This is a genomic window from Pseudoalteromonas sp. GCY, assembly GCF_016695175.1.
In the GTDB taxonomy this organism is placed as follows: domain Bacteria; phylum Pseudomonadota; class Gammaproteobacteria; order Enterobacterales; family Alteromonadaceae; genus Pseudoalteromonas.
Genome location: NZ_CP068022.1, coordinates 650,221 through 671,071 on the forward strand (window position 1 = coordinate 650,221; position 20,851 = coordinate 671,071).

The window sequence follows — 20,851 nt, forward strand, 5'->3', positions numbered from 1 at the left end:
TAATCAAGCAACCCAAAACGACGTTTCTTATTCATTTTATTTCATCAATATTGCATAAAAGTTCCTAATAAAAGAACAAACAGTAAACCCGCCAGCATTTAAATTTATCTTACATTACAAAATGATGACTACTCTCCCTAGCGTTTGAGCTGTTCTTAGTTTTTTCTCAGCTCTAAAAAAATTTAGATTTATTCAACAATAATAATTAGTTAGATAAAAATAACAAAAAATAAAATCTCCCCCTAAATTTCCAACGAAAACATGACGTTATTATTTTGTTTATTTTTTGTTATTTATTTATTTGAAATTCTTTATTACCTTAGAGTTTGTGCTCAAAGTAATAGCACTAATAATCAGCCGCACTCATTCGCTCTTTTATCTCATGTATTGAGTAGTTGCGTTTTAGTGGGAAGGAATCTTCAAAATAATTATGGAGTTAACATGCAAGGGTTAAAGTCTCTGTGCGTTTTAGCATCAGCGATAAGTATGTATTGTCACGGCGCTGAACGCGTCTCTTTATTCAATGACACACAGAAAATTGCGCCAACTTTACAACAAAAACAATCCTCATTTGGTGATGATTCTAATCAAAACTATCTACTCACGCTGAAAACATTTGCAGCGCAATACACAGGTCACACGCTTACGTTTCATCAAAGCCAAGTAGGTCAAACGAAGCAAAGCCATACCATAACTCAAAAGTACCAGAATATTCCAATCTGGAATCATGACCTTGTTGTGCTGACAGACGAAAATGGCGCTGTTGAACAAGTTTATGGCGATCTCATTGTTAACGTCGCTAAAGATATACCTGCGCTAACTCCTGCTTCAGAAGAACAACTTAGTGCGACTTTAGACTCAGTCATTTCTCAGTTTACCAGTGAACGTCCTAGGATTTTTAGACGTACATCGGCAGAAGAAGTCATATATATAGATGCTCAGGGCAAAGCCCGACACGCTGCCAAGCTTGCTTTTTTCACCGATTTTAAGTCTGGTCCTTTTAAGCCACAAAGGATCCTTGCTTTTGTAGATTTAACGACAAACGAGCTTATCAGCCAATCTGATGTATTGCAGCGCGTTGTGTATGAAGGCGGAAGCGGGCCATCTGGTAATGACAAGGTTTCACGTCCAGATTATCAACAAGCAGATTACGTTTCCTACCCACCAAAGACCTTTGTTGTCGCCATGGAAACTGATGCTCAGCAAACTAACTGCTTATTTGATGCAAAAAACGTTGAGACCAGAAACTACAATCACGGTACAGCGCAAGTTAATACGCCTTATAGCTATAACTGCTCAGATTCAACTCGCAATGACTATAAAGAATATCACGGCGCTCGCTCTGCCTTAAATGATGCTCATCATCATGGACAAACAGCAAGCTTGATGTTCGAGGCGTATCTTGGACATAAACCCTACTTTAATAAAAAGATAATTCAAAATGTCCATTACGGTCTAAACATGGATCAGGCATTTTACGAAAACGGCGAGGTCTATTTTGGTGATGGCGACTACCTCTTCTACCCTATGGTTTCCTTGGATGTAGTTGCCCATGAAATCGCTCACGGTTTTACCGAAGAGTATGGCTCAAATACGCCAAAATCAATGCTGACAGGCCAAGCTCGTGCCATCAATGAAGCCTTTTCTGATATGGCGGGTGAAGCAGCTGAATTCTTCTACTCTGGAGCGAATGATTGGAAAAGTAATCACGAAACGTTCCGCCTTGACGATGCACTGCGTTACTTCAAAACTCCTACGCTAGATGGAAATTCGATTGATCATGTTGAGGACTATGACGACTCAGTCACTTCTCACCATGGCGCAGGCGTATTTAACAAAGCTTTTTATTATCTCACTACCGCTGACCTAGACAACGAAACCTCACCGTGGAATACAAAGTACGCCTTTATCTTGTTTGCTAACGCAAATAAAAACTGCTGGACCAGCAATAGTACTTATCTTACTGGTGCTGATTGTGTAATGAGACAAACCCACACGGTGACTGATCAGCTGACTCAAGATGGGGTTAAAAAGCAAGATGGTAGCAACTGGCAAGCCACTGAATTACAAAACCACGTACGTAAGGCATTTGCACAAGTCGGTATAGGTCTGAAGGTTGACCGTGGACTCGAGAGCGAACTTGGTTTTGATCGTCAATTCTTAGCTTTTGACTTTAAGAACTTAACCCGTCGTGATGGCCAGCAAGTTTCGGCTAGTAGCAGCGAAGGCTGGCAATGGCAGTGGAATTTTGGTGATGGAAGTGCACAAAGTAGCGCCTTTGAGCCCACACATAACTATACTACTGCGGGCGAATACAATGTTGAACTGACCGCCATCGCCCCCTCAGGTCAGTCTGATACTTTTATGTTGCCTATTGAAGTTTTTGACGACTATTGCCCCGCGCAAGGCATCAATCATAGCAAGTACTACCTATCATCAGTTTCGTTGAACAGCTACAAAAATGATTCTACATCAAGCAATTATAGCGACTACTCATATGATGTAGTCGAAGTGAAGGATGGTAAAGCGCTCAATGTAACGCTAACCGCAGCGCCACACCCAGATACTCAAGACAAGACAAAGAACTTTTATGTCTGGTTAGACAAAGACAACGATGGTTTATTCCATAAGGCGGAAGAACTCGCACTTTTTGGCAGCAGTAAAACGCAATTGACTGGCGAGATCTCATTGAGTGGTGAGCTAAACCAAAGCTACCGCCTTCGTACTATGGTGTCATTTGGTCTAGTGAAATCCGCGTGTGGAGACATGTCTTGGGGTGAAGTTGAAGACTACACTGTGAAGCTCATTGAAAACACGGACCCTGTTGATTTAAGGGTCACCGCAAACCAAGGCATCAATCAGATTAGCTTTGATAACAATACAGTCGATGCACGTGTTAAACGTTGGCACTGGAAATTTGGCGATGGCACAACCAGTAGTGAAAAGTCGCCTATTCACCAATATGCGCAATCTGGCAACTATGCAGTCGAGCTAAAAGCATATGACAGATTCAACAAAGTAATTGGAAGCTGGAACAAACAAGTTCAGTTTAACACCACTATCACGGCAAGATTCACACCACGTAAATCCGGTAGCACTGTTTATGTAGATACGAATCAGAGTGTTATCCCTAAAGGTAGCACAATACAGTGGCAATTTGGAGATGGTGTCACATCCTCGGTAAGAGACACTCAGCACACCTATCAAGCCGATGGCGAGTACACGATCACACTCACAATTAATCATGCTGATGGCACACAATCTACCACTGAAACAGTGAAAATTGGCGAGACGAGCTTTACGCCTGATGTGAGCTACACGGTAAGCGAACAAGCAGACGGTACGTTTAAGGTCAGCTTCAGTAATACCACCACAAAACCTGATAATGCTTCAAGATACCCAGATGTAACATTGGAATGGAACTTTGGAGATGGCTCAACACTTACGCAAACTGGTAATTTTGGCCAAGACACCGAACACACTTATCAAGCCGCAGGTAACTTTAGCGCAAGCCTAACTATTAGTTACAACAAACCTATTTGGGATGATTGGGGAAGCCGAGTTACTGGTACCAAAAATATGCTGCTAGAGCTTAAATCAACACAACCTGTTGAATATTGCACGGCTGTAGGTCTGACCGATTATGAACACATCAGTAACGTGACTTTTAATCAAGATGGTCCATTTAGCAATGCACAGCAACCAGGTGTCGTTAATCCTAACAGTCCAATCAAGCTCTATGCCACACAGAATAATACTTATCGTATTGAGGCAGGTTATGCAGGCAATGAAGCCTTCGCTGAAAACTACCACATCTGGATAGATTTAAACGGCGACGGTCAATTTGGCGATGGCGATTGGAGAAACAACAAATCAGAGTTGCTGGTCATGGACTTTGACCAAACTAACCAAGACTACGGTAAAGGCTATGTTGAGGGTGAATTTAGCATTCCAAGCAATAAGCTGTCACAACCTGTCACAACGACTCGAATGAGAATTTTGCAGTATTACGGATTTAGCAGAGTGAATAGTATCGATCCTTGCTCTGACTATAGCAGTGCCGCGACCTCGGGGAGCGGAGAAATTGAAGACTACCTTGTAGAAATCTATAAGAATTAAGGAAAATAAAATGAAAAAACTAAACACAAAGGTGCTCATGCCGCTTGCAATCGCGTTAGCAGTCAGCAATGCGGTAGCTGCTAGCAACAGTGTTAATGAACAACCAACTACCACGGCGTCGAAACAGAAGTCTGGGCCTGCTGCAACTCAGGGTATCGCAGTAACTCAGCCAGACCAATTCGGGATCCGTAAACTCGATATGTCCAATCCGCAGCACTATCAATTGGCGAAGTCACGCTTAATCAAAGCAAACCGTATTGAGAGCGAGTTCCCACAGCTACACAAAACGCTAGATGTAGCAAAAGGACAGCACTTATCAGCCAAGATGAAAATGACCACCTCTGAAGTGCCGCCAGTTAGTGAAACTGAAGTGGATATCATTAAAGAAGCACATTTCTTCTTGGATATGAACTTAGCTATCTCATCTGATACAAACGAACCATATCTCATTGTACGTGCAAAAAGCTCACGCTTTGGTGGTACAAAAGCGACCTACATCGACTTGTTGTTAGAAGATGCAAATGGTAATCAGCTTGCGCCTTTAGGTTCTACATTTAATGTATTAGATGGTAAAGACACACTAGCAACTTCGACTATTTCACTGAAGTCATTGAAAGCAAACTTTCCCAACCTAGATACCATTTACGCAAGTTCATACGTTGAACTAGAGCAAGAAGATGGCACTATCAGTACGACGATGAAGTACACTGAATACCCATTCTCATGGGAGCACTTTGAAGCGCTGTATGGCTCTGCAGCACCAGCTGCAAAAGGTGAGGCTTCTGCACTTAACGTAGGGATCAGCTCATCTTTGGATACACGTCCGAAATATAATGCAACTGCGCCTATAGATAAAAACAACGACGCGGTTATTAAAATCTGTTTAAACCGTAGTCACACTGACTGTGACTATGCAGCAGATCAATACCGTGAACCGAATGAAATTACCGATGTAAATATCCCATTCAACGGCGAGTTACGTGTTCCTCACGAGATCACTGAAATCTATCCGACTGTAGGCGATTTGCCAAACGGTATAGATGAACCAACGAATATCTATCTACAAGAAGGTATCTATGGCGGCGCGACAAAGCAAAGCTATAAAGGGCTCGAAAACGCGGTTAAGCAATTTTCCGATTACTTGGAGTTCGAAGTTGATACAGTAAACCAAGAGTCGATTATCCGTTGGAATATTCCACGTTCTGAGGGCCGTTTTGGTAATGCCAAACTGTTCTCAAATATCGCTGAAGCAAACTGGTATATGACCTTTGCTGTTAAAGGTTATCCGTACTTTAAGAAAGGACGTGGTGGTGCCGTTGCATTCCAAGTTTCACTAACGTCAGAAACATCAACGCGTTTTGGTAACTTCTATAGTGAAGTATTACCTATGATGAAGCTAGGTTACAGTTGTCTTGCTACAGGCACAATGATCACCATGGCCGATGGCAAACAACTTGCTATTGAAGACATTGCAAAAGGCGATTTGGTATTAGGTGCGCTTGCTTCGAATACCCAAGTTAAAGAACCAATGCAAGTTATTGATGTGTCGGTTGGGATTGAAGCTATCAAGATGTATCGCGTAAAAGGCGCAGATGGCTCTGATATCTTAACTACTGAGACTCACCCAATTTCGACGTCAAATAAAGGAATTATTTGGGCGAAAGAACTTAAAGTTGGCGATCGTATCTTAACTGAGAATGGGTCGGTGCTGGTAACAAGCGTGACTAAAGAGAAGTATCGCGACAAGATTTATAACCTAAAACTTGCTCCAACAGCAGATTCTAAACTAGCTGAGTCACGTAACTTTGCCATGTTTGCCAATGGTATGGCGGTAGGCGATCTTGCTACACAAGATGAGTTCAACTACAAAGATCAGGACGTACGCATGTCAGAAGAAGAGATCCTTCAACGTCTTCCTGAAAAGTGGAAAACAGACTACATCAACAGCCTGAACTAATCGCTGCATCTGGCCTCTCCTATTGAGGGGCCATACTTCTCAGTAAGGAATTCAACATGAAATTTATACATTCTCCATTGGCACGTGCCATGGGGGTAGTGGGACTTTTTGCCTGCAGTTTTTCAGCTACTGCTGATCAAATTGCTAATCCAGAGTTCACTACCCAAGCAAATAACTCTGATTTAGACTCAGTGACACTCGGTACTGCTTACCATAGTGAAAAAGAAGGTTTTTATGCACTGCAAAGTGTGCTTGGTCGAGTTGATGAAACCTATGGCAATACCGAAATGGATTTTGTCGTCGGTGTAGATATGAGCTATAGCCAACTATCTAGCATGCTAGATGGTAACTTAGGCGCTGCACTTGATGTTCCAGTCATAAAAGTTGGCGTTGGCGCAAGCTACGCAAAACAAAACGCCGCAGATAACTACACCGGCACTTACACCCTATTTCTCTCCTTAAAACCGAAAAAACGGCTGTTAGTTGCGGATCCTCAGATAGGATTTGAACCAACACAAGCGGCGCTTGATTTGGTCAATGCTAACCCTGGAGATAAATTCAATAATATTGGTAATGAGTTTGTATCAGCGATTGAGTACGGCTCTCAAGTTATGATCAACCTCAAATTCCAATATAAAAATGACGAAGACAAAGTCAAATGGGGTGGTCAACTTGGTGTAGACTGGGCGGGTAAAGTCAGTGTCAGTGGTAAACTGCAAAAAGTTGACGAAAATGTGAAGCGTAACATCAAAATTACCGTTTCTGCGCTACAACTTGGTGGTGATCCAACTGAGCTACTGAAGGTGATCCCTAATCAACTCGTCAACTGTACAATGGAAAACCCAGCACCATGCTTTGATGTGTTTAAAAACAGCATCGATTACATCAAAACTAACTACGTTACTCAGTTTGATACCTTAGATAAATACAACGTTGGTCGAGTCTTAACACAAAGTTATACCGACTCAGGACCAAGCCTATCTCCCTTAGTACCTGATGATGTCTATCCAGCCAAAAGCATCTTGACTAAATTGGCATTAAAAAACATGAGTGATGATTGGGTACAGGCAATTCTCGACAATCGTCGTGCCGATAACCTACTCAATTACTACGCCAGTGAGCTGAATAACTCACATCGAACTGCATTAGAGACCATTCGCGATAATGCACTCTTTAACTCATTTATTCTGGCAGACGCCGTTGACTATTGTAAGCGTAATCCAATTGGTAATTACTGTCGCGATAGAGAGCTACAGACTCGTGGCCGCGTTCATCAGTATGACCGTAAATGGCTAGAATTATAAGGAATAAGACTATGTTAAAAGTCATGCTAACCAGCACATTAATTGCCTCATTCGCTGCCACAATAGCACCATCAGCGCAGGCAAATACGACTTTATTTGAATCTCGAGATGTACTTACGCCACAGCAAGCGTTAGGACGCTTTCAATGGTTGGAAAAGTGCTACCCAGGGTTATTGGTTGAAGTCTCTGATAATATCTTTGATCCCACAACTCCCATTCCAAATGATGAGAAAATAGCAAATCTTAAAAAAGTAATGCTATACAAAAATAGTACCCTCAGGACTGATGCAAAATACCTTACCTTTGGAGATGAAGACAATGCGAATCCAAAAAACTGGTTTGCGGGTAAATCGCCAACGACTTCTTGTTTGCAGATCCCATCAGATTATCGCATAAGCGCGGTGATGGTTACACCTGCAATGCCGAACTACTGCACCACTAAGTCTCGTGAACGTGCCTATGAGTTTATCCAGTCAGTCAAGTTTTCTAATCTTGAAAATACCAGTAGCAACACCTTTTACAGTAACTATGTTGGCGATACTGCGAAAATATATGCCGATAGAAGCTACCAGTTAACGTTAACCCCAGGATTTAGTAGCGCAGAAACATACCCGGAAACTTGGCATGTGTTTATTGACTGGAACCAAGATGGTGATTTTAACGATACAAAAGAAACCTTATTTGCAGGTGTTTCAGAACAAGCCGTTCAGGTAGAAATTACACCGCCAACGGGCGCTAAAAAGGGCATGACGAAAATGCGCGTTACCATGGATTATTTGGGTGGCAGCAATGACGCATGTAAAGAAGTAGACTCCGGAGAGGTAGAAGATTACCTCCTTTACGTGAAGTAATAGGTGGCAACATGAACTTATACAAACAGACTATCGCGGCACTTATTGCCGGCACTACACCTTTCGCATTCGCAGATTCCAGTTTTGTGAACGAAGCGGAATTAATGCAAAAAGCACAGAATGTGAATACCTTTCAAAGCGAGATCCCTGGATTGATGAACGATCACATTGTGCTAGGTACGGCTTATAACAGCGACCAAAAACGCTTTTTGAATGTTCAAACTGTCGCAGGGGAAACAGTTGAGACTCTCGGTAATACCCGAGTGCAATTTGAACTAGTAAACAATGGCAGCTATGACGAAGTACTCCGTCAACTCAACGGTAATGTTGATGTTGATGTTGGTTTTCCAGTCATTCGTGTGAAAGCTGGCGGTCACTTAGCCAAAGAAATGTCCTCGACTGAGTTTTCTAATACTTATACTTTCCAAGCATCGTTAACACCGAAAAAACGTGTACTTATGCCAGCGGATGCCAACATTGGTTACACCTTAACCCCGTCGGGTAATACACTAGCAAATGAGTACCAAAGTAAGCTAATGAGCATGGCTGGCGATGGATTTATCAGTGAGATTGAATACGGTGCACAGCTACTCATTAACATGAAAATTGAATACTTAAGTGAGCAGCACAAAAGTGAGATTGGTGGTTACTTAGGGGTAAGTTACGGTGCTGGTAATATTGGCATTAGCGTCGATGGTAAGCTTAATTATATCGACGAAGACCTTAAGAAAAGTGTGCGTATTACCGTCAGAGCTTTACAAAAAGGCGGTGATCCTAAACAGCTTCTCAGCATAATCCCTAACAATATTATCACTTGTTCGCTCGATAACTACGAGCCTTGCTTTACTTTATTTGAGCAAGCGGTGAACTATGCGAAGAACGACTTTGGTAATCAGTTTAATGCGCTATCTGATTACAACGTAGTGCGCTACAAGGCAACGCCTTACGAGATCAGCTCACAAGATGTACGTCGTTTAGATTCAGGTAATAAGGATATTCGCTTTGAAACCACTTACCGTACTTTATGGCTTGAAGATCAATTCAAAAAGTCGGTTAATCATGAACATCGTGCGCGTGGTGTACTTGCGCAATACGCTAGTTGGATGACGGATGTACAACGTCAAAAAGCAGAAGGCGTACAAGAAGCCGCTTACAACAATGCTTGGATTTATGAGCAATTTGCTCGAGTTTGTCGCGATAATCCTTATGGTACAGCTTGTACAGATGCGTGGAACGATTATCTAAATACCTGTAGTGGTAGTGGCGTCGGCTGCATACAAAACTACACGCTTGCCGATCTGAATATACCAGCTGATAACATGACGCAATACTTCAAATGTGAAAATGCCCGAGAAGCAACAGCAAACTTTGGGGTTGAAGAAAATCATGTATCACTTGGGTTTAGACAATTAGGCTGGGCACCTTCCTTTGTTGATGCAAATGACCCTGCTGCGGGCGTGATGGTCTGGCTACCATGTAAATCAGCCCTGCCAACCTATGGAACCGCTTTTGAAAATTAGTAAGTAGTAAAAACACTAAGATTCAATTAGTTCAATTGAGGTGTGGCAAGTAATAAACAATCGAATATTGAGTTATTACTTCCTCGCCTCTTCCCACAGTAAACCATTTACAGGAATTTATGTATGCACTTAAGAACCATATTAATAGTGCTCTTTGGCCTGTTAAGCTTTTATGCAAATGCACATACCTATTACTCTTTAAATACTGAGCATGAACAACTCGGACAGGGATTTGAACAGGAATTAGGCATACCGCTTGAATCGTGCCTCGATGGTCAGTGGCAATTTCAGGGTGGTAGCATGGGCGACTTGGCTTATCGTGGCGATTTTGACTCCGACACCATGATCAATACCATTACAGGTAGTGTAAAGGCTGGTATCAACTTAGTTATTTTTGGTGGCTCAGCCAAGTTTTCCATGCGCAGGAAAGTAACCAAAAATAGAAATTCAGCTGCCTCAGCGGTCGAGTTAACCTATGAAAAAGGAAGTTATAACTTTGAAAATCGAACCACCAAACCCGCTTTTGTCGAGCTGCTCAGTACAGATCCAACTCAAGTAAGAAGCCGCTGTGGTGACAGCTTTATCCACAATATCAAACTTGGTTCTCGTATCTATGTTACCGCTAAGCTCCATTTTAAAGATCGCACAAAGTACGAATGGTTTCAGACCAAAATCAAAGTGAAATTTCTTTTTTTCAGTAAAACTTTTACTAAAACTAAAGTATTTCAAGAGGCAACCAAAGATGCAGTCTATACGATTCAGGTGAATACCGATGGGGGTATGACGCCAGAACTCGCTAGACTCAGTAAAAATGGCACCATGCACTGCAAAACCGATAATCTAACTCCCTGTATTACATACGCCGACAATTTATTTAGCTACTTACTAGACGGTGGAGAGTATGTCGACGACCTTAAAGACGAACATTTAAACGTTTTAAAGTACGAAGTCGAAAGCTATGAAGACTCTGGCCATTATGACCTCGCCTATGCTGGTCACACCGCAATATCTAACCGCTATATTGCATTGTCCGCCAGACTCAGAAGTTATCAAGATTTAGTTTATGACGAAATAGAAAGGTTGAGTGCATTTAAAGCTGTGTCTGAAGACCCGCTTGAAATCGAACAGCTTACAGCTCGTATTTCTGCCCGCAATACGCAGCGCATCGGACTCGAGCAAGCTGGCGAATACTGTGCGACACTGCCCGGCACTACCCTTTGTGAAAATCGCATAGAATCCGCAATCGCAAACGTTGATTAGGCGAGCCAACTTCAGGAAAGGGAGCGCGATAGCACACGCCCTTAACCCGTTGTCCTTACCACTCTATTCTCCAACCAATGAGGCTATTTAGCCTCGCTTCTTTTATGTCGCAATTAAGCGCCACCTCAAAAAGCGCTGTGGAACCGCTGAGATATTCTTAATCTAATAATATTGGCGTCTCAGACGTAAAATCAATCCATGCATTAGTGCCTAATAATTCAGCACCCACCACACTCGGATCTTCATATCGCATGACGAAATTTTTTGGCCCGTGCGCGTAGGCCACTACTAAGCCATATTCAGAGTCAAAAAAGCCTCCGTGTGGAACAAGTCCCGGGTAGCTAATACGCCATGCGTTACTGTGATTACTTACCTGTCCTAACGTTAGTTTAGCGATCACGTTATCTGGTAATAAAAAGAACCAGGTCCATGGACCACCTGATACAATTGTCATCACTTCATCGATGCCAACGCCATTTTCGGCGCTATTGACATGTAGTTTCCCAAACTTTTCTTGTAGATAGAACTTAACTTCGCTGCTCATCGCTTTCATGTCGTATATCTTAGGATAAGGTGCAACACCTATCTCTGAAGTAGATAGAAATCCGCCACGATGCATTTCCGGTTGACGCCCTGCTTGCTTGATTTCGTTTAGTAGCTCACCTCGGTGTAATGAAAACAGCGACAGTAACTGCGTGCTTTCTTGTTCGTTTATCGCCCTTTTCTTGGACACCTCCAGAATAGGCCGAGCCTCTTCTGGAATATTCACGGTGCTCACCCTCACCCCAACACGACGTAATACTTTATTTACCTGCGCAATCCCCTTCGACGCGGCTCTGCCATCACTATACGACAGTATAAGCTGCCCCTCGCTTTGGGTAGCATTGACGACACAGCTTGATAGGGGCAATACCGAAACAAGCGCAACAAGCACTAAATTAGAAAACTTCTTCATATTAATTTCTCCTCAAACAATTAGACAAGTAAGGCAAAACCATCACTGTCGAGCCTATTTTCCAAGTCTAAATATTAATAATGAGTAGAAAAACATAGTTACAGTAAACAAATTAAACACTGAGGGTAAACAATAAAACAGCAGCGTACGTGCGTATTATGTGGAGTTTCGACTATTCTCTGAGTCATTCATATTTTAAGTAGGAAGTTAAGAAATCAATGAATACACGCACTTTTTGTGACTGCGCTTTATGATAGGGATAAACCGCGTAGAGCGCATGGGGATTAATTTTCCAATCCGGTAACACTGGTAGTAATTCACCAGAGTTTATTTCTTTTGCAACAAACACTTCTGGAAGGATCATAATTCCAAGCCCAGCTAATGCTGCTTGTTTTAAAGCTAAACCGTTATTAACGGAATAATTGCTCTTTTGAATATTGACAACTTGAGTGTCGTCCTCTCGCCAAAATGTCCACCTAGTTGCTGAAGAAGATAGACTATAAACCAAGCAATTATGCAATATCAGTTGTTGAGGGCTTGTAGGTGTACCATATTGTGTTAAGTACGATGGAGAAGCGCAAAGGATGCGATCCATAGTGGTTAGTTTTCTGGATCTAAGCGTGGAATCTGTTAGTGTTTCTCCTCCACGTATTGCGATATCAATCCCTTGTTCGACCAAGTCGATATACTGATCGTTCATGACAACTTCTACCGATATTTCGGGGTACTGTTTCATAAATTCACAAATGGCTGGATTTAACATTAATATGCTTACCGACATTGGAATATTGATCCTTAAGAGCCCTGAAAGTTGCTGTGAAGACTCTATGATAGAAAGATCAGCACTTGCCCATTCATCCAAAATAGTCCTGACGTGGTCATAGTATTGTTGTCCGTTCTCAGTTACATGCATCTTACGTGTGGTTCTATGAATAAGTGGGCTTTTTAAATACGCCTCAAGTTCATTGATATTTTTACTTATCGCGGCCTTTGATAACGACAAATCATCGGCTGCCGCGCTAAAGCTCCCAAGCTCGACAACGCGCCTAAATACTGTAATTGCTTTTAGCTTGTCCATATACCTATCCTAATTTTATAGCGTTCAGTCAGTGCGCTTCATGACACTTTGACATAGGCCTATCGAGAGATAAAGCCTGCCAACGCAAAATTTCACAGGCCTTAGTAATATATCTATTTAATTATTATCCACTTGATAATCAAAAAAGATCTACTTATTTGTTAGTGTAACTATTGGAAACTAGTTTCTAAATAAAGTACACTCCCACGCTCACTGATTATTCAATAAAACAAAATAAGATATCAAGATGATTAAAAACGCTATATACAAGGGAATCGTAGCCTCATTACTCACCTCCACTCTAGCAGCTTGCGGCGGTAGTGGTAGTGACAAAGGCGATACATCAGGCACATCAACAAATAAAGCACCAGTAATTGCGACCATAGCACCAATTACTGCAATGGAAAGAGACTCAATCACAGCTGTTGCGACCATAACAGATGAAGATGGTGCGATTGAAACGTTACTTTGGGAGCAAACGGCTGGAACAACAGTCGAAATGACTAACAATAATAATGAAACGCTCGAATTTCGTGCGCCTGACATCAATGAAGCGACCACGCTCACATTTAAGCTAACCGCGACAGACGACAAAGGGGCCTCAAGCTCACAAGAGTTAACTGTCAACCTAAGTGCTTACGCTCCACTTTCAAGCTTAACGATTTCAGACGCGGCGCTCGCGCAATGTTTATCCGATACACATCCAGATGTGGGTATTTCAGTTGTTGATTGTACAGACTACCCAGTAGCAACGTTAGAGGGGCTATCAGGTATTAGCGGCTTATCAACCGTGTCTATTAAAAACGCAGAATTGAATAATCTCGACGAGTTAGCTCAAATTTCTCCGCTCACCGTGTTAAAGCTCGATAACGCATTTGCCGCAGCTGAGAACAGCTCAAATAATGATGCACGTTTAGAACAAATTAATAAGCTCAGGCAAACGCCTAGCGTTCCAGATGCTAGATCTATCAGGCTTTACGCAGCTTCAGACGCTTGAAATAGAAAACTATAGTAACCAATATGAAACTATACAGCTCAGTGAACTTCCAAGTGATAAGCTCACCCGTTTGACCCTACGTTCTCTAAGCATTGATGATAAAAGTACCCTAAAACGCTTTAGTAACTTGCAGAGTTTATCTTTGACATACATAAATGATCTGGACTCACTGTCATTTTTAAGCGCCATACCTAACCTCACAGCATTAACTCTTGATACTATCGAAGCCGCTGATTCAACAGCAATAGAAGCCAAAACAAATCTGACAACACTCGTACTCAGCAGAACGCGGATTGAAGATTTCTCATTCTTAGAAAAATTTAGTGAGTTGGAAAAACTAGGTCTTAGTACTTATTATAGCAATGTTGAGTTTGATATTGCGGACATCAGTAGTAATGCGAAGCTAACCTCTCTGTCATTAAACAATTTAAGTGTTGATAATGTCAGTGAGCTATCAACCTTTACGGAGCTGCAATCTTTGTCTTTGGAGGAATTAAACCTTTCTTCTCTGAGCTTTTTGCAATCGATGCCGCAGCTAACATCATTAAAGCTTAATAGCCTGTATAACATTAATGATTTAGGCTGGCTAAGTTTCACACCAAACCTAACCGAATTGTACATTCGTGAATTGGATAATAACGCGGATTTTAGCGCATTGTCTGAGCTTAAAAATATGCGCGACCTCACCGTCGACAGCGATTACTCAAACTTTGCACTAGATACGTTAAGTAAAATGCAAGCATTAGAAACACTTAACCTTGAAGTTAGTTTATTTGAAGCTTCAAGTGAAACAACATTTCCAAGCTTAAAAACACTAAACGTGAAGGGCAGCAGCTATTCAAACATGGTGAACTTGACTAACTTCCCCGCGCTCGAGTCAGTTGAGCTATCAAAAGGTCACTATTATGATAATGAAGAGAAAATCACAACTCTCGATTCTCTAGGTTCAAACTCGAGCCTGAAATCGTTCAAACTCAGCGGCTTTAAAGAGCTAGAAGATATCACTCAGATATCTCAATTTGAAAACTTAGAAACTCTGTTTATTAACTACTCTCTAGCGGCTGACATCTCTGACATCGCATCATTAAACAAATTGAAGTCATTAGCATTAAGCAACTTTTCTACGTTTTTTAGAGCAGACATGCTTGCCAGTTTAAACAATCTGGAAAGACTTGAAATACAAAGTAGTGCCATTTATTGTGATGATCAGGAGCTATTAAAATCTCTCGATGGTGTAACAGCAAATCTTTCTAACTCTAACTGTATTAAGAAGCCGGTCGATTTGAGCTTAATTACCGATGAAGCATTTAAGCAATGTATTGAAAATCGAAGATACCAAGATGCTGTGCGTAATACCTCACTCTCTTGCGATGCCTCAGCAATTGAATCATTAAATGGAATTACACAGTTTGAAGCAATTAAAACTTTAACACTGGATGGCTCAGTTAACAGTTCGTTGTTACGAGATCCTAGCTTAGCTCAGCTCCACACCTTACAGAATCTAGACATCTATAGACTTACAGGTGAACTAACGGCTAAAGCTACACTTCCTCAATCATTGACCTCCTTTGAGTTAAATACAAATAGCCAAACCGTATATGACTTCGCGCTTTTTGGCTTGCCTACTACCTTAATTTATTTGGACTTGGATAGAACCAAGCTGAAAAACTATGGTGCAATTAAAAATTACGCCGAACTTACCCGTTTAGAGTTGAACTATAGCAACATTTCAGATCTGTCACCGCTATTCGATTTGACCAATCTGGAATATTTAAGTTTATATGGAAACCCAAATATCGACTGTGCTCAAGTAAGCAAACTACAAGAGTCGTTACCCAATATTTGGCATATTTCGACTAGCTGTAATTAATATTAACGCCAAGCATTAAGTTACTCAAATAAACACAGTCTCATTGTGAGGCTGTGCTTTGGCTCTGGTTTATTCTTTCTGCACCACATTTCTTTTACAATAGCATTCTGTAAATTTTTATCTCATTCCTAGGCTTAAAATCCGCTATACTAGCGCAAAAATTTTTTAAGCAAATTTATGGCGCTCAAATCCACTATCATTAAAGCCCAACTATCACTCAGTGATATGGACAGACATGTTTACCAAGACTTTAATTTAACGCTAGCTCAACACCCTTCTGAAAACGAACAACGGTTAATGATCCGTTTACTTGCCTATGCACTAAATGCCTGTGAGGGACTTGAGTTTACTAAAGGCTTGTGCGCTGACGATGAACCTGAGCTATGGGTTAAGAATTACAGCGAAGAGATCGAACTTTGGGTTGAACTAGGACTGCCTGATGAAAAACGCCTTAAAAAAGCGTGTAATAAATCAAAGCAAGTGGTCCTCTATACTTATGGCGAAAATAATCAGGCGATTTGGTGGCAAAAACACCAGCCCAAATTATACGACTTTAAAAATCTAAGTATTTTCAGTTTGGATTATAGCGCGACTCAGGCTTTAGCTCAGTTAGCAGAACGCAGTATCAAGCTCACTATTACCATTCAAGATGGCGAAGTATGGGTAAGTTCTGATAGCGCTAATATTGAAATCAAACCACAACAGTTAATGTAAACCAAACGGCTATAATACTGAATAGCTTTACATTGACGTCACTCATGTCCTGACACGAGAAAGTATTCCATTGACTTAGATATCTTTTTGGGTAAATTATAGCGTTGAAGTTAGTTAATCATAATTACATTGATTTTTAACTTCTTATTTATAATTATAAAACTAAAGGAATTAGCAATGAAACTTAAGCTAAAAAAGCAACAGGTCAAAAATCTTTCTCTAAGTAACAAACATATCAACCTAGACATGACGCCAAAGATCCAAGGAGCAGGTAAAAATCCGACATTTTTTCCATGCGAAACAGGATTATGTGGTACACAAATGACTGTTGACTACGGTTTCTCATGTCAATGGGACTGTGGTACAACGATTTGCTAATATTGAAATCAAATCACAACAAGTTAATGTAATTTGTGATTACGTAGTAAGTGTTGTAGCCAACCAAAAGTGGCTACAACGCGTTTACCTACAACCGCGATGCAGCATCATTTAGCAAATCAGCATAGACAGAATCTGCACCTATCCGTTTGGCCTCTGCTCGCAAGTCATTGCTAATTCTTGCTCGGGTAAATTCATCAGTTAATAATTCATTTAGCTGATACGGTGAACGACTTATCAAAATCGCTTGCTCAAGTGGGCTTTTAGCTGCATAAATCTGTTGTGTATATATGCTCTCACTAGAGCGTTGAGCCGATGCACTCAATTTTGCCATCGCAATTGACAAATCTGAATACAGCTTTACGGCATCGTAATCAAATTCAGCACTGTCGATGTCCATCACAGGAAGCTCTCGTGCCAAAAATGCATTCACCGTTTGCTTAAACTCATGCGGTGCCTCATTCATAAACTCATCTATTCTGATAATATTAAAAAGATCTTGTCTTAGCGACTCTCGCTCTACCGTTTGTGACGACTCATTATTAAGAGTTTCAATATATTGCGGCAAAAATTCAGCCCTTGACTGAAGGTTAGCTAATGCGAGGCGATTATAAATTCCAGCTTTTGTTGCTCTGATAGCATCATTTGATATGTTATTAGATTTATTTTCTGATATCACAAACTGGTCATCTATCAGTAGTTTGGCTTTCTCAAAAGGAAGGTGACCAACAACAGCCTCAAGAATTGAAAAGCCTAATGCAGGATCTTCCACATTGGCTAGCTGACCACTAATTACATCGAGTAATTGCTGCTTTACTTCTGATAAATGCATGGCAGAAACTTTCGCCTCTTCTCCATTAACCAGTAAGATAGTCTCAAGTACATTTAGTAAGCCAAATTTTGCCCGCTCTGATGCACTTTCGAATAGCGAAATTAACTCATTGGACAGCTCAATAGGAGCCAACGTACTCATATACTCAAGCACATACAAGCCTTGCTCTGATTCCACGCCTAACTGCTGTACCATATTCCACAATATACTTATTTTATCTTTTCTTGATATAGTCGGATCTTTTAATAGCTCTATTAGCTCAGCTTCAAAATCAAGCATGGCCTTTGTACCAAAACTATCCTTTAATGTTAAAGTAAGCGTATCTGCTAACTCTAACATTTTATTATTTTCTTTATCTGTTAATTTAACATCCATATCATAAAAATCGGGAAGTGTATCTATGAGCTCGGACTGACTAATAAAAGGAACGGTCTCATTATTTTCTGCAGTTTTATTTACTTCCTTTTCTGCTGTGGATACAAAATAAATGACAACCAAAAAAACAGCTAATAAAGATAATGCTACATATTTTGCAATTAGTTTCATATCCACCTCAAATTATCTAGTGCTTGGGAAGCTATTATAAAGATTTCTCGGAGTGAAAACGGTAACTAAATTCTCGCCAGTAACCTTTTTGTATGAGTAGTTCACAAAAGTATCACAACGGAACTTTGCCTTCACTTTTACAAAACTACCATTTTGATATACCCATTTACCTTCTGTATATTGTGCTGTGATTGTATATTCTGGATCAAAGCTACGTTGTGCCCACCCAGCTTCAACGATTTCTCCATGCCTAGTACCACGACCGTACTTCGCGCCCCAGTATGAGGAAGCACCTTTAAAGCTACTCAGCGTGTTTTTGTGAATAACAGTGTTATCATTCAATACTTCAAGTACTTTTGAACCGTCCCAGATCCCAACGTGCCCAGCCCAACCTAGGCCTGAAATTGATAGATCTCGAGCAACAACATCACCTACACTCGTTGGATTGCCAGCAAAAGCTGTTGTACTTATAGCGAATAATAATGCACCAGTAGATAAAACTTTCATGAAATTCCCTTTTAATTAAAAAACAACAGAATAATAACATTGAAAACAGGAAATTCAACCCAGCCACAAAAATATAAATTACCCCCTATAAATGCGCAAAAATCCATAAATTGCATAAATTAAAATACCACAACAAATATAAAATTAACAAAATAACAACAACACCTTATTTAATAAGTTTAAAAACTCAGCTAAAGAGTGAGAAAATATTTCTTACAACTAAACTCAAATAAAACTACTAAAAAATTTTCTATATTGCATTTTTATAAATTTACGTCTGTCGAAAAGCCAACACTGCTACACTTGCACTTGAGATTAAGGTCACTGGCAGTGGTATCTACCAGTGATTTTCAGCGGGTTTTAGACTACAGCTTGCGCCATACTGAGTGCTTGTCTGGTTGTTGACCTTTGGTCCACCAGCGCGCTTGATATTCAACGCCTTGATAACTCACTCTGTCGCCGCCTGTATATGCCTTATTGGCATTCCATGTGTTACTAGCATCGGACTTATCGACCAGTTCCCACGCATCACTTTGATCGGGCTGCTGACCTTTTACCCACCATTTAGCACGATAGCTTTTTCCCTGATACACTGCGGTATCGCCAGCGGTATAAACTTGATCGGCACGCCACGTATCACCATTTGGTGGTGCGGTTTGGTTAGTCACTGTGATGGTAAAGCTAACGGTTTTTTCAAACATGCCATCAGAAACGGTTACTTGCCCCTGATAGTCGGTATTTTGCTGAACCTCAGGTGCAGCCAACGTGATAGTTGCACCGCTACCGCTATAGCTCAGTGGTGCAGGGATCTGCCATGCAAAGGAGAGTGGACCTTTGTCATCATCAAACGCATGAACATGAAGTGATGTGCTTGAGCCTTCTTTTAGCGTGATATTGGCGGGGGTATGAACCACAGGGGCACGGTTTTGTGGCTTAGCTAAAATTGAAAGGTTAAAAGTGTACTGGGTATCACTGACAAATAGCTGATTAGCAGCGAGTTGCGCAGCATCAAATACAATATTGCCGTCACTTTGTTGTACGCCAATTTGTAACGTATTCGCATGATTATTATTAAGTGTGCTAGCAAATTGCGCAGCCCAATGATTAATATTGCTTTGTGTTATCGACAGCTTTTCTTGTACCAATTCTTGGCCATCACCATCAAAAACTCGTAGCCATACCGTATCGCCTACATTGGCTAGTTGACCCTGTTTGATAAAAAAGCCAGCAGACGTCCAACTTACTGGCTCAGTCGGTGTAGTATCTCGTACTATGGTGACGTCGCTACAATTGTAAAAGCCTTCACCTACAACATCATCACGCTGCCAACGCGTATATAAGATAGCATCTCCGCTAAATTTACTCGGAACCGCGACCTGCATTTCATAATAGCGTTTACCATCTGGCGCAACGAAGAACTCAACATTGCCATACTCTTGCACCAACTCTAAATCTTGCCACCCTAGGGGCGTTGACTGAATATCCGCTTCCGGTTTGGTGAGATAAAATTGCCAAAAGCTGGGATTATGAGGTGTTGTTGCGCGAAATCTCACTTTAATTTGATTTTTATTGTCTGGCGTTATCGCGGTTCTTTGCCACTCACTCGACGCGATATTCATGCCCGCTTTGTTTCTGTCACCACCCGCACAAAGTTGTCCGTCAGGAACAGCAGCCTGTACCGCTTGCAGATTAAAATAATCAGGAACATTTGCTGCAAACTCATGCTTTTGAACAAACTGCACATGCTCAGATGCCAGGTAAGCTGCTCGACATGCCGCGTTTGGGATATTGCTTCCATCTTTTGGCCACCAAAATCCGCCCTGCTCTTCACAGATCGCTTGTCTTGCCTTTGGGCTATCCATATAACCATGTGCAAATGCGTTCGATGCTGCCATGCCAAGTGCCATGGCAATACTGACTGTTAACATAGAGTTTTTCATTTTCTTCTACTCGTATTAGGAAG

Annotated in this window: 15 protein-coding genes; 10 read left to right on the plus strand and 5 right to left on the minus strand. The window is 41.2% G+C overall.

Going from position 1 to position 20,851, the window contains the following annotated elements; genetic code table 11:
• Window positions 1-441 precede the first annotated feature (441 nt).
• From JJQ94_RS02430 to JJQ94_RS02455, 6 genes are all read left to right on the plus strand, one after another.
• The gene (locus JJQ94_RS02430) at window positions 442-4,119 is read left to right on the plus strand and encodes a PKD domain-containing protein (RefSeq protein ID WP_099030792.1); all 3,678 of its coding nucleotides are present in this window, start codon (window positions 442-444) and stop codon (window positions 4,117-4,119) included.
• Between the two features lie 10 nt (window positions 4,120-4,129).
• A complete protein-coding gene (locus JJQ94_RS02435; RefSeq protein WP_099030791.1) occupies window positions 4,130-6,076 on the plus strand; it encodes a Hint domain-containing protein in 1,947 nt (648 codons plus the stop codon).
• Window positions 6,077-6,132: 56 nt separating this feature from the next.
• Window positions 6,133-7,380, plus strand: a complete 1,248-nt coding sequence (locus JJQ94_RS02440; protein WP_099030790.1) for an internalin — start codon at window positions 6,133-6,135, stop codon at window positions 7,378-7,380.
• Window positions 7,381-7,391: 11 nt separating this feature from the next.
• Window positions 7,392-8,231 (plus strand): GEVED domain-containing protein, encoded by an 840-nt coding sequence (locus JJQ94_RS02445; protein WP_039491818.1) that lies wholly within the window; start codon window positions 7,392-7,394, stop codon window positions 8,229-8,231.
• Window positions 8,232-8,242: 11 nt separating this feature from the next.
• Window positions 8,243-9,751 (plus strand): hypothetical protein, encoded by a 1,509-nt coding sequence (locus JJQ94_RS02450; protein WP_099030789.1) that lies wholly within the window; start codon window positions 8,243-8,245, stop codon window positions 9,749-9,751.
• 123 nt (window positions 9,752-9,874) lie between these two features.
• Window positions 9,875-11,011: a hypothetical protein gene (locus JJQ94_RS02455; protein ID WP_099030788.1), complete on the plus strand. Its 1,137-nt coding sequence runs from the start codon at window positions 9,875-9,877 to the stop codon at window positions 11,009-11,011.
• Between the two features lie 157 nt (window positions 11,012-11,168).
• Here the strand turns inward: JJQ94_RS02455 and JJQ94_RS02460 are convergent, their stop codons facing one another.
• Complete coding sequence (locus JJQ94_RS02460) at window positions 11,169-11,966, minus strand: hypothetical protein (RefSeq protein ID WP_099030787.1); 798 nt, start codon at window positions 11,964-11,966, stop codon at window positions 11,169-11,171.
• A 184-nt stretch (window positions 11,967-12,150) separates the two neighbouring features.
• Window positions 12,151-13,044 (minus strand): LysR family transcriptional regulator, encoded by an 894-nt coding sequence (locus JJQ94_RS02465; protein ID WP_099030786.1) that lies wholly within the window; start codon window positions 13,042-13,044, stop codon window positions 12,151-12,153.
• Window positions 13,045-13,291: 247 nt separating this feature from the next.
• On the opposite strand from JJQ94_RS02465, the gene JJQ94_RS24070 reads away from it, so the two are divergent.
• The 4 genes from JJQ94_RS24070 (at window position 13,292) to JJQ94_RS02480 (ending at window position 17,003) form a co-directional block, all read left to right on the plus strand.
• The gene (locus JJQ94_RS24070; protein ID WP_236596413.1) at window positions 13,292-14,041 is read left to right on the plus strand and encodes a PKD domain-containing protein; all 750 of its coding nucleotides are present in this window, start codon (window positions 13,292-13,294) and stop codon (window positions 14,039-14,041) included.
• Window positions 14,001-15,911 (plus strand): hypothetical protein, encoded by a 1,911-nt coding sequence (locus JJQ94_RS02470; protein WP_236596414.1) that lies wholly within the window; start codon window positions 14,001-14,003, stop codon window positions 15,909-15,911. Before JJQ94_RS24070 ends, JJQ94_RS02470 begins: the two co-directional genes overlap by 41 nt.
• Window positions 15,912-16,088: 177 nt before the next feature.
• Window positions 16,089-16,625, plus strand: coding sequence for a YaeQ family protein (locus tag JJQ94_RS02475; RefSeq protein ID WP_099030785.1), 537 nt, complete (start codon window positions 16,089-16,091; stop codon window positions 16,623-16,625).
• A 177-nt stretch (window positions 16,626-16,802) separates the two neighbouring features.
• Entirely contained in the window at window positions 16,803-17,003 is a 201-nt protein-coding gene (locus JJQ94_RS02480) for a hypothetical protein (protein WP_045989286.1), read from the plus strand.
• A gap of 88 nt (window positions 17,004-17,091) precedes the next feature.
• Here the strand turns inward: JJQ94_RS02480 and JJQ94_RS02485 are convergent, their stop codons facing one another.
• The 3 genes from JJQ94_RS02485 to JJQ94_RS02495 all read right to left on the minus strand — a co-directional run bounded on the left by JJQ94_RS02485 (window position 17,092) and on the right by JJQ94_RS02495 (window position 20,828).
• The gene (locus JJQ94_RS02485; RefSeq protein WP_099030784.1) at window positions 17,092-18,381 is read right to left on the minus strand and encodes a hypothetical protein; all 1,290 of its coding nucleotides are present in this window, start codon (window positions 18,379-18,381) and stop codon (window positions 17,092-17,094) included.
• Between the two features lie 12 nt (window positions 18,382-18,393).
• Window positions 18,394-18,888 (minus strand): hypothetical protein, encoded by a 495-nt coding sequence (locus JJQ94_RS02490; RefSeq protein ID WP_099030783.1) that lies wholly within the window; start codon window positions 18,886-18,888, stop codon window positions 18,394-18,396.
• A gap of 365 nt (window positions 18,889-19,253) precedes the next feature.
• The gene (locus JJQ94_RS02495) at window positions 19,254-20,828 is read right to left on the minus strand and encodes a lytic polysaccharide monooxygenase (protein ID WP_099030782.1); all 1,575 of its coding nucleotides are present in this window, start codon (window positions 20,826-20,828) and stop codon (window positions 19,254-19,256) included.
• Between the last annotated feature and the right edge of the window lie 23 nt (window positions 20,829-20,851).

Coding starts and splice junctions, on each gene's coding strand:
- JJQ94_RS02445 (WP_039491818.1), top strand. CDS start 7,392: ATGTTAAAAGTCATGCTAACCAGCACATTAATTGCCTCATTCGCTGCC.
- JJQ94_RS02455 (WP_099030788.1), top strand. CDS start 9,875: ATGCACTTAAGAACCATATTAATAGTGCTCTTTGGCCTGTTAAGCTTT.
- JJQ94_RS02450 (WP_099030789.1), top strand. CDS start 8,243: ATGAACTTATACAAACAGACTATCGCGGCACTTATTGCCGGCACTACA.
- JJQ94_RS02480 (WP_045989286.1), top strand. CDS start 16,803: ATGAAACTTAAGCTAAAAAAGCAACAGGTCAAAAATCTTTCTCTAAGT.
- JJQ94_RS02440 (WP_099030790.1), top strand. CDS start 6,133: ATGAAATTTATACATTCTCCATTGGCACGTGCCATGGGGGTAGTGGGA.
- JJQ94_RS02495 (WP_099030782.1), bottom strand. CDS start 20,828: ATGAAAAACTCTATGTTAACAGTCAGTATTGCCATGGCACTTGGCATG.
- JJQ94_RS02470 (WP_236596414.1), top strand. CDS start 14,001: ATGCTAGATCTATCAGGCTTTACGCAGCTTCAGACGCTTGAAATAGAA.
- JJQ94_RS02485 (WP_099030784.1), bottom strand. CDS start 18,381: ATGAAACTAATTGCAAAATATGTAGCATTATCTTTATTAGCTGTTTTT.
- JJQ94_RS02475 (WP_099030785.1), top strand. CDS start 16,089: ATGGCGCTCAAATCCACTATCATTAAAGCCCAACTATCACTCAGTGAT.
- JJQ94_RS02460 (WP_099030787.1), bottom strand. CDS start 11,966: ATGAAGAAGTTTTCTAATTTAGTGCTTGTTGCGCTTGTTTCGGTATTG.
- JJQ94_RS02490 (WP_099030783.1), bottom strand. CDS start 18,888: ATGAAAGTTTTATCTACTGGTGCATTATTATTCGCTATAAGTACAACA.
- JJQ94_RS24070 (WP_236596413.1), top strand. CDS start 13,292: ATGATTAAAAACGCTATATACAAGGGAATCGTAGCCTCATTACTCACC.
- JJQ94_RS02430 (WP_099030792.1), top strand. CDS start 442: ATGCAAGGGTTAAAGTCTCTGTGCGTTTTAGCATCAGCGATAAGTATG.
- JJQ94_RS02435 (WP_099030791.1), top strand. CDS start 4,130: ATGAAAAAACTAAACACAAAGGTGCTCATGCCGCTTGCAATCGCGTTA.
- JJQ94_RS02465 (WP_099030786.1), bottom strand. CDS start 13,044: ATGGACAAGCTAAAAGCAATTACAGTATTTAGGCGCGTTGTCGAGCTT.